The organism is Micromonospora sp. WMMB235, assembly GCF_001855515.1.
Lineage (GTDB): Bacteria > Actinomycetota > Actinomycetes > Mycobacteriales > Micromonosporaceae > Micromonospora > Micromonospora aurantiaca.
On sequence record NZ_MDRX01000001.1, the window covers coordinates 6,332,208 to 6,344,579 of the forward strand.

The following is a 12,372-nucleotide window of genomic DNA, read 5'->3' on the forward strand; positions in this document are numbered from 1 at the left end:
CTGACAGTAGTTGCTCGATCACAGTCCGCGAAAGGGTCGGTCGGCGGAGGTGCGGCGGCCGGCTCAGGTTGCCTTGGCCAGCGCCTCGAACTCGTCGTCGGTCAGCTCCACCCCGGCCGCCGCCACGTTCTCCTCCAGGTGCGCCACCGACGAGGTACCGGGGATCGGCAGCATCACCGGCGACCGGCGCAGCAGCCAGGCCAGCGCGAGCTGCGCCGGGGTGGCGCCGTGCGAGGTCGAGATCGCGTCGAGCGGGCCGCCGGGCCGGGCCAGGTTGCCGGTGGCGATCGGGAACCACGGGATGAACGCCAGGTCGTGGCGCTCGCAGTGCTCCAGCACGTCCTCCGCGCTGCGGTCGGCCAGGTTGTAGAGGTTCTGCACGGACACGATCGGCGCGATCGCCCGGGCCGCCTCGATCTCCTCGACGCTGACCTGGGACAGCCCGATGTGCCGGATCTTGCCCTCCTGGCGCAGCAGAGCCAGCTCGCCGAGCTGGTCGGCCAGCGGCACCTTCGCGTCGATGCGGTGCAGCTGGTAGAGCGGGATGCAGTCCAGGCCCAGGTGGCGCAGGCTCAGCTCGCACTGCTGGCGCAGGTACTCCGGGCGGCCCACCGGCCGCCAGTCGTCCGGGCCGGAGCGGGTCAGCCCGGCCTTCGTCGCGATGACCAGGTCGTCGGCGTACGGGTGCAGCGCCTCGCGGATCAGCAGCTCGCTGACGAACGGCCCGTACGAGTCGGCGGTGTCGATGAACGTGACGCCCAGCTCGTACGCGCGGCGCAGCACCCGCACCGCCTCGGCCGGGTCCTTCGGGTCGCCCCACACGCCGGGGCCGGTGAGCTGCATCGCCCCGTAGCCGAGGCGGTCGACCGGCAGGTCGCCACCGATCCGGTAGCTGCCCGACGCCTTGGCGGGCTGGGTGCTGGTGGCCATTCGCGGTCCTCCTGTGCTCGTACGTACCTCGCGGGGCGGTGCTGCGCCCCGACCCCTGGACATTCCCCGAATCGTGGCGGCGAAGCACCGGCAGTTGCGGCGAGCGGCCCCGGCGCACCGGGCCGCCGTGGGAGGCTGGGCGGGACGGTGGTCAGGAGGTGCGCATGGCCGCGACGCCACGGCTCGACTTCGCGCTGGACACGTACGAGTGCATCGTGCTCTACCCGGGGCCCTCGGGACGGGCCCTGCCGGACGAGACAGTGCAGCGGTTGCAGGCCGAGCACCTCCAGCACATGCGGGCGCTGCAACGGCGCGGCATCGTGCTCGTGGACGGGTCGGTCGACGGCCCGGCCCGGGAACCCGACCCGCCGATCGGTTTCGGCCTGGCCCGGACCGGCTCGGTGGACGACGTCCGCAGCGTCATGGAGGCCGACCCGGCGGTGCAGGCCGGGCTCTACCGGGTCGAGGTGCTCACCTTCCTCTGCCCGGCCGGCTCACTGGAGTTCCCGCTGGTCAAGACGGAGAGCTGAGGCTCCGAGCGAGCCCCTCCGACGGCACCGCCCACTGCCGCGTACCCAGTGCCCGCCCACGGCCGGACGGCCGGGCGCGGCGGCCCCACAGTGCCCCCGGCCGGCCCGTGACGGGGAGCGGTACGATTTCTCACCGCGCGGTCGCCGATGCCCGCCACACGACGTTCCGGTGCGGTACGCCTACCGCCCGCCCACGCGGTTGACGCGCGTCGTTGGACAAATGTTCCGCAGTCCGCAAGGGGTCGGCCGGGAGGCCGATCCGGAGGAGAGACTAGCCTGATGGGCGTGACACGCCGCGCGAAGATCGTCTGCACTCTCGGCCCCGCAACCGCCTCCCCGGAGCGTATCCGCGGGCTCGTAGAAGCCGGCATGAACGTGGCGAGGCTCAACTTCAGCCACGGCAGTCACGCCGACCACGAATCGGTCTACCGGTTGGTCCGGGAGGCCGCCGAGGCGTCCGGGCGCCCGGTCGCGGTGCTCGCCGACCTCCAGGGGCCCAAGATCCGGCTGGGCCGGTTCGCCGACGGCCCGCACGAGTGGCGCACCGGCGACTCCGTCGTGATCACCGGCGACGAGGTGGTGGGCACCAAGGAGCGGGTCTCCTGCACCTACCGCAAGCTGCCGCAGGAGGTGAAGCCGGGCGACCGGCTGCTGATCGACGACGGCCGGGTCGCGGTCGAGGTCAGCGACGTCACCGGCAACGACATCCGGTGCCTGGTCACCGAGGGCGGCCCGGTCTCCAACAACAAGGGCGTCTCGCTGCCGAACGTCGCGGTGAGCGTCCCGGCCCTGTCCGACAAGGACGCCGAGGACCTGCGCTTCGCCCTCGGCCTCGGCGTCGACCTGGTCGCGCTCTCCTTCGTCCGCTCGCCGGAGGACATCAAGCTCGTCCACTCGATCATGGACGAGGAGGGCGTGCGCCGCCCGGTCCTGGCCAAGGTCGAGAAGCCGGAGGCGGTCGATCACCTGGAGGCGATCGTGCTCTCCTTCGACGGGGTCATGGTCGCCCGCGGCGACCTCGGCGTCGAACTGCCGCTGGACCAGGTGCCGCTGGTGCAGAAGCGTGCCGTGCAGCTGTGCCGGGAGAACGCCAAGCCGGTCATCGTGGCCACCCAGATGCTCGACTCGATGATCGAGAACTCCCGCCCGACCCGCGCCGAGGCCTCCGACGTGGCCAACGCGGTGCTCGACGGCGCGGACGCGGTGATGCTCTCCGGCGAGACGAGCGTCGGCAAGTACCCGGTGCTCACCGTCAGCACCATGGCGAAGATCATCACCACCACCGAGGCCGGCTCGATCGCCGTCCCCCGGTTGCAGCACGACCCGCGTACGCACGGCGGCGCGCTCACAGTCGCCGCCTCGTCGATCGCCCGGGCCATCGGCGCCAAGGCCATGGTCGCGTTCTCGCAGACCGGTGACACCGTCAAGCGGCTGGCCCGGCTGCACTGCGACCTGCCGCTGCTGGCGTTCACGCCGGTGCCGGAGGTGCGCAACCAGCTCGCGCTCTCCTGGGGCGTGGAGACGTTCCTGATGCCGTTCGTCGAGCACACCGACGACATGTTCCGCCAGGTCGACCAGGCGCTGCTCGGCCTCAACCGGGCCAACCCGGGTGACTACGTGGTGATCGTGGCGGGCAGCCCGCCCGGCACCCCCGGCTCCACCAACACGCTGCGCGTGCACCAGCTCGGTTCGCTGGTCGACGCGGCCTCGGCCCGGGCGCTCCAGTGAGTGCGAGGAGTGAGCCGGGTTTGCGAGCCCCGCAGTCGCGAACGAAGGTGACACAGTGAGTGCGAGGAGTGAGCCGGGTTTGCGAGCCCCGCAGTCGCGAACGAAGGTGACACAGTGAGTGCGAGGAGTGAGCCGGGTTTGCGAGCCCCGCAGTCGCGAACGAAGGTGACACAGTGAGTGGGGTGGCGACCGGGCAGGCGGCGGTCGACCAGCTGCTGGAGGTGCTCGACCTCGCCCGTGCCGGGGAGATGACCTTCCGGGGGATGAGCCCGCAGGTGGGTCCGCAGCGGGTCTACGGCGGGCAGGTCGCCGGCCAGGCCCTGGTCGCAGCTGGCCGCACCGTCGACGCGGAGCGGGCCGTGCACTCCCTGCACGGCTACTTCGTGCGCCCCGGCGACCCGGCCGAGCCGATCGAGTACCAGGTGGAGAACGTCCGTGACGGCCGCTCCTTCTCGGTGCGTCGCTCGGTGGCGTTGCAGCACGACAAGCCGATCTTCTTCATGTCGGCGTCGTTCCAGCGCCAGGAGGAAGGGCTGGACCACCACGCCCCGCTCCCGCCGGACGTACCCGGCCCGGACGACGTGCCGACCATGACCGACCGGCTCTCCCGCTACCCGGAGCGCCTCGGCATCTGGGGGATGATCCCGCGCCCGATCGACGTGCGCTACGTCGGCGAGCCCGGCTGGGTCCGCCCCGGCGACCGCCCGGCCGAACCGCACCAGCGGGTGTGGATGCGCCTGGACGGCAAGCTGCCGGACGATCCGCTGCTGCACGCGTGCGCCCTCACGTACGCCTCCGACCTGACCCTGCTGGACTCGGTGCTGTCGGTGCACGGCGAGGTGTGGGGCCCGGGCGGTGTGGTCGGTGCGAGCCTCGACCACGCGCTGTGGTTCCACAGGTCGTTCCGCGCCGACGAGTGGTTCCTGTACGACTGCTGGAGCCCGTCCGCATCGGGCGCCCGCGGCCTGGCCACGGGCCGGATGTTCACCACCGACGGCCGGCACATCGCCAGCGCCGTCCAGGAGGGGCTGCTGCGGCGCGTCGGCGGCTGAGAGCCCGATCGGTGATCGTCCGGGTGCGGGTCGGGGGGCCGGCCCGCACCGCAGCGGACTAACCTGGCCGTATGCGTCTCTCCGCCCGGGTCGACTATGCCCTCCGCGCGGCCGCTGAGCTGGCCTCGGTCGCGGTCGGGGGGACCACTGGGCGGAGCCGGCCGGTGACCGCCGAGCAGATCGCCCGCGCGCAGGACATCCCGCCGAAGTTCCTGGAGAGCATCCTGCTGCAACTGCGCCGGGGCGGCATCGTGCACGCCCAGCGTGGCCCCGAGGGCGGCTACTGGCTGGCCCGGCCGGCCGGGGAGATCTCCCTGGCCGAGGTGATCCGCGTCATCGACGGTCCGCTCGCGCACGTACGCGGGCAGCGCCCGGAACAGCTCGGCTACCAGGGTGCGGCCCGCGCGTTGCAGGACGTCTGGATCGCGTTGCGGGCCAGCGAGCGGGAGATCCTCGAGCTGGTCACCATCGCCGACGTGGCCGCCGGCGCGCTGCCCGGCCGGGTCAACGAGCTGGCCGCCGACCCGCGCGCCTGGAGCTGACGCCGGCTTCCGCACACCCCGGCACACCGTCCGGCGTCTCCTACCAACCGGATGGGGGACTTGACCCGGGGCGCCTCCGTGCCGCATTGTCGACCAAGTTGATAGGAGATACCGAAAAGTCAGGGGGCGCTCGTGCGCAAGCTGCTGGTCCTCGCCCTCGTCGGGCTCGCCGCGCAACTCGTCGACGGCGCGCTCGGCATGGCGTACGGGCTGACCTCCTCGACGCTTCTCCTGTTCGCCGGTGTGGCACCGGCCGCCGCGTCCGCCTCGGTGCACCTGGCCGAGATCGGCACCACGCTCGCCGCGGGCGTCTCGCACTGGCGATTCGGTAACGTCGACTGGCGGGTGGTCGGCCGCATCGCGCTGCCCGGCGCGATCGGCGCGTTCGCCGGGGCGACGTTCCTCAGCTCCATCTCCACCGAGGCCGCGGCGCCGTGGATGGCCGCCATCCTGTTCACGCTCGGCGCGTACCTGCTGGTGCGGTTCTCCCGGCCGCTGCGCGCCAACCGCGCGGCCGGCCGGCTGCGCAGCCGCTTCCTCGCCCCGCTCGGCCTGGTCGCCGGCTTCGTCGACGCCACCGGCGGCGGTGGCTGGGGGCCGGTCGCCACCCCGGCGCTGCTCGTCTCCGGCCGGATGGAACCCCGCAAGGTCATCGGCTCGGTGGACACCTCCGAGTTCGTGGTGGCCGGCGCGGCCAGCATCGGCTTCCTCATCGGCCTGGGCTCCGAGGGTTTCCTGCTGCCCACTGTGGCCGCTCTCCTGGTCGGCGGCCTGATCGCCGCGCCGATCGCGGCCTGGCTGGTCCGCATCGTCCCCGCCCAGCTGCTCGGCGCCGTGATCGGCGGCGTGATCGTGCTGACGAACGCCCGCACGCTGCTGAGCGCCGGCGGCGTGGGCGGCTCGGTGCCGGTGGTGGTGTACGTGCTGCTCGGCGTCGCGTGGCTGGTCGCCGTCGGGCTGGCGGTGCGCGCCCTGCGCCGTACCCGCCGGGCACGCGCCACAGTCGAGGCGGCCCTCGCCGACGGCCCTGCTCCGGCAGGAGAGCCTACCGCGTCGGCGGAGCCGGCGGAGTTCGCCAAGCCGGGTGAGTCCGCCGCGTCGGCGGAGCCCGCGGCTTCGGGGGAGTCCGCCGAGGCCGCGGAGTCGCGGAAGCTCGCCGCCGCCGTCGAAGGCTGAGCCTCTGGGCCTTCCCGGGGCGCCCCCGCACCCGCGAGGGGTGTTCCTCGGCGTGTCGCCCTCCGGAGACACAAGCACTCCAACCGATATGCCTCTCGGTCATAAATATGACCGAGAGGCATATCGGTTGTCGGCTGTCCCTTCTCGCCGCCCGCCGCGACTCTGCCGTGCCGCCGACCTGCCGTGCCGCCGACCTGCCGTGCCGCCGCGCCGGCCGCCACCGCGACGGGACGGGGTGAAGGGCGCGTGCGACGTGCCCGGTGAGTCCGGCGCTTGTGGGCGTGTCCAGCGGTGACCTAGGCTGACGGAGCGCGGAGCCGAATCATGGACGTCGATGTGTTGACGTCGCTCGTCGCGTCAGGGCACGAATTCGCCGGTCCGGGCAGGCCGGCGCTCGCCCCGTGCCTGACCTCCGCGAAAGGCATTCCCCGTGCACCTCACCACCCCACGCCGCCGGATCGCGCTGCTCGCCGCGGCTTCGGCGGTCACCCTGTCGGCCGGCGCGCTCACCACGATGACCGCCGCGGCGGCTGCCGCCGCCTGCCGGGTCGACTACCGGATCACCAACCAGTGGAGCGGCGGCTTCGGCGCCGACGTGACAGTGACGAACCTCGGCGATCCGGTCAACGGCTGGACCCTCGGCTGGAGTTTCGCCGCCGGCCAGCAGGTCGTCCAGGCGTGGAACGCGACTGTCAGCCAGTCCGGCGCCCAGGTCAGCGCCCGCGACGCCGGCTACAACGCGGCCATCGGCACCGGCGGCACCGCGAACTTCGGCTTCAACGGCTCGTGGAACAACGCGTCGAACCCGGTTCCGGCCGCGTTCACGCTCAACGGCACCGCCTGCACCGGCGCGCCGTCCACCAGCGCGCCACCGTCGACGCCACCACCGAGCACGCCCGCGCCCACCACGCCTCCGCCGTCCACACCCCCGCCCACCACCCCGCCACCGACCACCCCGCCGGCCGGCGCGAAGCAGATGGAGGACCTCGACCGGGGCCTGATCAGCGTCCGCTCCGGCAGCGGGAACCTGGTCTCCTGGCGGCTGCTCGGCACCGAGACGACGGGGGTCTCGTTCAACCTCTACCGGGGTGGCACCAAGGTCAACGGCAGTCCGATCACCGGCGCCACCACGTACCTGGACAGCGGCGCGGCGGCCGGATCGGCGTACACCGTGCGGGCCGTGGTGAACGGCGCCGAGCAGGCGGCGTCCGCCCCGGCGCTCCAGTTCGCCAACGGTTACCTGGACGTGCCGATCCAGCCGCCGCCCGGCGGCACCACCCCGTCCGGGGAGGGGTACAGCTACGCGGCGAACGACGCGAGCGTCGGTGACCTCGACGGCGACGGCCGCTACGAGTTCGTGCTCAAGTGGGATCCGTCGAACGCCAAGGACAACTCGCAGTCCGGCTACACCGGCAACGTCTACGTCGACGCGTACACGCTCACCGGCACCCGGCTGTGGCGCATCGACCTCGGCCGCAACATCCGCGCCGGCGCCCACTACACCCAGTTCCAGGTGTACGACTACGACGGCGACGGGGACGCCGAGGTGGCCGTGAAGACCGCCGACGGCACCCGCTCCGGCACCGGCCAGGTGATCGGCAACGGCTCGGCCGACCACCGCAACTCCAGCGGCTACGTGCTCGCCGGACCGGAGTACCTGACCATGTTCGACGGCCGCACCGGCGCGGCGCTGTCCACCGTCGACTACGACCCGCCGCGCGGCACCGTCTCGTCCTGGGGTGACTCGTACGGCAACCGGGTCGACCGGTTCCTCGCCGGCACCGCGTACCTGGACGGGCAGCGCCCCTCGCTGATCATGGCGCGCGGCTACTACACCAGGGCCGTCGTCGCGGCCTGGGACTTCCGCGACGGCACGCTGCGCAAGCGCTGGACGTTCGACTCGAACGCCTCCGGCAACGGCGCCGCCGCCGGCCAGGGCAACCACCAGCTCTCCGTGGCCGACGTGGACAACGACGGCCGCCAGGAGATCGTGTACGGCGCCGCCACCATCGACGACAACGGCCGGCTGCTGTACTCCACCGGCAACGGCCACGGCGACGCCCTGCACGTCGGCGACCTCGACCCCTCCCGCGCGGGCCTGGAGGTGTTCAAGGTCGACGAGGACGGCAGCAAGCCCAGCTCCTGGATGGCCGACGCGCGTACCGGGCAGATCATCTGGCAGACCGCGCCGAGCGGCGACAACGGCCGCGGCGTCTCCGGCGACGTCTGGGCGGGCAGCCCGGGTGCCGAGTCCTGGTCGTCGGCTGTCGACGGGCTGCTGAACACCCGGGGCCAGAACGTCGGGCGCAAACCGTCGTCGGCGAACTTCCTGATCTGGTGGGACGGCGACCCGGTCCGGGAGCTGCTCGACGCCACGAAGATCGACAAGTACGGCACCGGCGGCGACACCCGGCTGCTCACCGGCAGCGGCGTCGCCTCGAACAACGGCACCAAGTCCACCCCGGCGCTCTCCGCGGACCTGCTCGGCGACTGGCGCGAGGAGGTCGTCTGGCGCACCTCCGACAGCACCGCGCTACGGATCTACAGCACGCCTGTGACCACCGGGCTGCGCCTGCCGACGCTGATGCACGACCCGCAGTACCGGGTGGCGGTGGCCTGGCAGAACACCGCCTACAACCAGCCGCCGCACCCCGGCTACTTCCTGGGCGACGGCATGAGCACCCCGCCCGCGCCGAACATCTACCTGCGCTGAAACGGCAGGCACCGGGTCGCCGGCCGCGGAATCCGCTCCGCCGGCGACCCGGTGCACCACACCGCAGCATTCCCGACCCGTCCCGACCGGGAATGCCGTACCACCACCGGGGACAAAGTTATGCGTCCCACGCGACGGTGCGGTGACGTCGCTATGAAGAGCGTGTTTCAGCCCTCCCGGCGCAGCCCGCCCGCCACCTTCTCGGCGATCAGCTCGAACGAGCGGACCCGGTCCGCCACGTCGTACACCATCGTGGTGAGCATCAGTTCGTCCGCGCCGGTGCGCGCCAGCAACTCACCGAGCTGCCGGGCCACCGTCTCCGGCGAACCGGTCGCCTGGCCGTCGCGGCGCTGGGCGACGAACTCCCGCTCGAACTCCGAGTACGGGTACGCCGCCGCCTCCTCCGGCGTGACGAGCGGCTCCGGCCGCCCCGACCGCAGCTTCAGGAACGACAGCCCGGACGGTCCGGCCAGCCACTCGGCCCGCTCGTCGGTCTCCGCGCAGACCGCGTTGACAGCCACCATCGCGTGCGGCCGGTCCAGCCACTGCGACGGCCGGAAGTTCTGCCGGTAGAGCTGCAACGCCGGGATCGTGTTCTGCGAGCTGAAGTGGTGCGCGAACGAGAACGGCAGCCCGAGCAGACCGGCCAGCTGCGCGCTGAACCCGCTGGACCCGAGCAGCCACACCTGCGGCGACTGGCCGCGGCCCGGCGTCGCGGTGATCGGGCCCGGCTCGGCGCCGGAGAAGTAGTTCATCAGGTCGGCCAGCTCACGCGGGAAGTGCTCCGCGGACAGGCCCTCCATGGTGCGGCGCAGCGCCAGCGCGGTCACCTGGTCGGTGCCCGGCGCCCGGCCGATGCCCAGGTCGATCCGGCCCGGGTGCAGCGCCTCCAGCGTGCCGAACTGCTCGGCCACCACCAGCGGCGCGTGGTTGGGCAGCATCACCCCGCCCGAGCCGAGCCGGATCGTGCTGGTGTTCGCCGCCAGGTGCGCGAGCAGCACCGCCGGGGCGGAACTCGCGATGGCGGGCATGTTGTGGTGCTCGGCCACCCAGAACCGGCGGTAGCCCAGCTCCTCGGTGCGGCGGGCCAGCTCCGTGGTGTACCGCAGCGCCTCACCGGCGTTGCCGGTCGCCGCCACCGGGGCAAGATCAAGAACAGACATGGGTACGTCGATCACAGGCAGGTGCAACCCGCGACGTGCCGGAATTGTTCCGCCGGGTGCGCTACCCCATACCGCGGGCCTGCTCGAAGATCAGGCTGGTCTGCGTGTGCTGCACCGCCGGATCGACAGCCAGATGATCCAGGACGAAGTCCCGCAGCGCGTCGCCGGAGGCGGCGCGCACGTGCAGCACGTAGTCCTCCGCGCCCGCCACATGGAACACCGACACCACGCCGGGCAGCCGTACCGACCGGGCGCGGAACGCGTCAACAGCGGCCCGCTCGTGCGCGGTCAGCCGCACCGACACCAGCGCCTGCAACGGCAGGCCCACCGCCGCCGGGTCCACCTCGGCGTGGAACCCGCGGATCGCCCCGCACTCCCGCAGCGCCCGGGTACGCGTCAGGCACGTCGACGGCGCCACCCCGACCCGCTCGGCCAGCGCGTTGTTCGGCAGCCGGCCGTCGGCCGCCAGCTCGGTGAGGATCGCGCGGTCGGTGTCGTCCAGGCCGGCGAACGGCCGTACATCATTCGGTGCGGCAGGCATGCGACCATCCTTCACCGAATCGCAGCCGGGCGAAAGCGTGATCGTCAGAATCTTGTTCGCTGCTATTGCCTCTAGCCGTCGTCATGTTCGACGCTTCCCCCATGACTTCCGTGGACACCGCAGCCGTACACGCCGGGCGCGCCGACCTCGCCGGGCTCGGCGTCCACGTCCCGCCGATCGACCTGTCCACCACCAACCCGCTGCCCTCGGTGGCCGGCGGCGGTGACGACTACGAGACACTCGCCACCGGCGGCACCCTCCCGGCCGGCGGCAGCGCCGTCTACCAGCGCCTCTGGAACCCCACTGTGGCCCGGTTCGAGACCGCCCTCGCTGAGCTCGAAGGCACCGCCGAGGCCGTCGCGTTCGCCAGCGGCATGGCCGCGCTCACCGCCACCCTGCTCGCCGCCACCCGCGACGGCAAGCGTCACGTCGTCGCCGTCCGCCCCCTCTACGGCGGCACCGACCACGTCCTCGCCACCGGCCTGCTCGGCACCGCTGTCACCTGGGCCACCACCGCCGACGTGGCCGCCGCGATCCGCCCCGACACCGCCCTGGTCGTGGTCGAGACGCCTGCCAACCCCAGCCTCGACCTGGTCGACATCGCCGCGCTCGCCGATGCCGCCGGTGACGTCCCGCTGCTCGTCGACAACACCGTCGCCACCCCGGTGCTCCAGCAGCCCGCCCGCCACGGCGCCGCGCTCGTGCTGCACAGCGCCACCAAGAGCATCGGCGGCCACGGCGACGTCCTCGCCGGCGTCGTCGCCTGCGGACCCGAGTGGGCCGCCCGGCTGCGTCAGGTCCGCGCCGTCACCGGCGCCGTCCTGCACCCGCTCGGCGCCTATCTGCTGCACCGCGGCATCCAGACCCTCCCGCTGCGCGTCCGCGCCCAGCAGGCCGGCGCGGAGAAGCTCGCCGCCTGGCTCGCCGGGCACCCCGCCGTCGAGCGCGTCCACCACCCGTCGCTGCACGACCCGGCCGGACTGGTCGGCCGCCAGATGTCCGGCACCGGCAGCCTGCTCGCCTTCGAGGTACGCGGCGGCGCGCCCGCCGCGGCCGAGGTCGCCGGCGCCTGCGAGTTGATCACGCACGCCGTGTCGCTCGGCGGCGTCGACACGCTGATCCAGCACCCGGCCTCGCTCACCCACCGGCCGGTCGAGGGCGACGCCAAGCCGTGCGGCGGGCTACTGCGGGTTTCGGTCGGCCTGGAGGACCCGGAGGACCTGCGGGCGGACTTGACGAATGCCCTATTTGGAACGCACTGATCTGTGCAATGCCTGCACTAGTGGGCTGAGTGGATCGGAGGGCTCTTGGCGCGTCAGCTTCGCGCTTTTGCTAAGGGGTGTGGATAGCGGGTATTGGGGCACCGCACGCTGGGTCTTGATGGACGACTGGCGGAAGTCGCTACTAGGCTCGGTCATCGAATAGGGTGATCCTTCCATCTGCCGCCAGCCATAATCGACTAGATATCCAGGATCTTGATTGTCAGAACCTCCTCTGCTAGGCTCCTCTCCATGATCGCGCCGGACGTGGTGCGTCGGATCACGGGGAGGTTCAGTGTCCATTCCTCATTGGCGCCGCAGTCGGTCGGCTGTGCTGGCGGTGCAAATGGCATTGGTGCTAGCCGCTGCGGGTGGTGCTGTGGCGATTAGTGGGACGCCGGCTGCTGCGAGCTGCAGCCACGGCCACTCAGACAAGGATCCCGGGAGTGAGCAAGTCGTGGGTGCTGGTTCGACCGGGCTTGCCATGCGGACTGGGCCGCATACAAGCTGTGGATTGATCAAACGAGTTCCGAACTCGCACTGGGTCACCCTGGAGTGTTTCGACTACGGGGACTCTGTCAGCGGCATCACCTCGTGGAGTTACGTCAGGTACGGGAATGGGTCCGGCACCTGGAATGGCTGGGTTTCCGACGCCTATCTGAGTAATAGCGGAAGCAGCTTCCGTTGCTAGTTGCGGACTGAATGTCCACGTCAGGCTCACGTAGCGCTGAGTAGTTC

10 protein-coding genes are annotated in these 12,372 nt (G+C 72.0%); 7 read left to right on the forward strand and 3 right to left on the reverse strand.

Annotated elements, in window-relative coordinates; translation table 11 throughout:
* Positions 1 to 63: 63 nt before the first annotated feature.
* A complete protein-coding gene (locus BFV98_RS28320; RefSeq protein WP_013475834.1) occupies positions 64 to 930 on the reverse strand; it encodes an aldo/keto reductase in 867 nt (288 codons plus the stop codon).
* A 164-nt stretch (positions 931 to 1,094) separates the two neighbouring features.
* On the opposite strand from BFV98_RS28320, the gene BFV98_RS28325 reads away from it, so the two are divergent.
* The 6 genes from BFV98_RS28325 (at position 1,095) to BFV98_RS28350 (ending at position 8,671) form a co-directional block, all read left to right on the forward strand.
* Positions 1,095 to 1,460: a YciI family protein gene (locus BFV98_RS28325; protein ID WP_013287532.1), complete on the forward strand. Its 366-nt coding sequence runs from the start codon at positions 1,095 to 1,097 to the stop codon at positions 1,458 to 1,460.
* A gap of 279 nt (positions 1,461 to 1,739) precedes the next feature.
* Complete coding sequence (pyk, locus tag BFV98_RS28330) at positions 1,740 to 3,188, forward strand: pyruvate kinase (protein ID WP_013287531.1); 1,449 nt, start codon at positions 1,740 to 1,742, stop codon at positions 3,186 to 3,188.
* Positions 3,189 to 3,370: 182 nt separating this feature from the next.
* Positions 3,371 to 4,240: an acyl-CoA thioesterase II gene (locus tag BFV98_RS28335; RefSeq protein ID WP_071098367.1), complete on the forward strand. Its 870-nt coding sequence runs from the start codon at positions 3,371 to 3,373 to the stop codon at positions 4,238 to 4,240.
* 71 nt (positions 4,241 to 4,311) lie between these two features.
* On the forward strand, positions 4,312 to 4,782 hold the full coding sequence (locus BFV98_RS28340; RefSeq protein WP_013287529.1) for an Rrf2 family transcriptional regulator: 471 nt from the start codon (positions 4,312 to 4,314) through the stop codon (positions 4,780 to 4,782).
* 132 nt (positions 4,783 to 4,914) lie between these two features.
* On the forward strand, positions 4,915 to 5,958 hold the full coding sequence (locus tag BFV98_RS28345) for a sulfite exporter TauE/SafE family protein (RefSeq protein WP_071098369.1): 1,044 nt from the start codon (positions 4,915 to 4,917) through the stop codon (positions 5,956 to 5,958).
* Positions 5,959 to 6,388: 430 nt separating this feature from the next.
* Positions 6,389 to 8,671: a cellulose binding domain-containing protein gene (locus BFV98_RS28350; protein WP_071098370.1), complete on the forward strand. Its 2,283-nt coding sequence runs from the start codon at positions 6,389 to 6,391 to the stop codon at positions 8,669 to 8,671.
* Positions 8,672 to 8,838: 167 nt separating this feature from the next.
* Here the strand turns inward: BFV98_RS28350 and BFV98_RS28355 are convergent, their stop codons facing one another.
* Both BFV98_RS28355 and BFV98_RS28360 read right to left on the reverse strand, forming a co-directional pair.
* Positions 8,839 to 9,834 (reverse strand): LLM class flavin-dependent oxidoreductase, encoded by a 996-nt coding sequence (locus tag BFV98_RS28355; protein WP_176921735.1) that lies wholly within the window; start codon positions 9,832 to 9,834, stop codon positions 8,839 to 8,841.
* Positions 9,835 to 9,895: 61 nt separating this feature from the next.
* A complete protein-coding gene (locus BFV98_RS28360) occupies positions 9,896 to 10,375 on the reverse strand; it encodes an Lrp/AsnC family transcriptional regulator (RefSeq protein WP_047894721.1) in 480 nt (159 codons plus the stop codon).
* Positions 10,376 to 10,458: 83 nt separating this feature from the next.
* Between BFV98_RS28360 and BFV98_RS28365 the strand changes: the two genes are divergently transcribed.
* Positions 10,459 to 11,637: a PLP-dependent aspartate aminotransferase family protein gene (locus BFV98_RS28365; protein ID WP_071098373.1), complete on the forward strand. Its 1,179-nt coding sequence runs from the start codon at positions 10,459 to 10,461 to the stop codon at positions 11,635 to 11,637.
* The last annotated feature ends 735 nt before the right edge of the window (positions 11,638 to 12,372 follow it).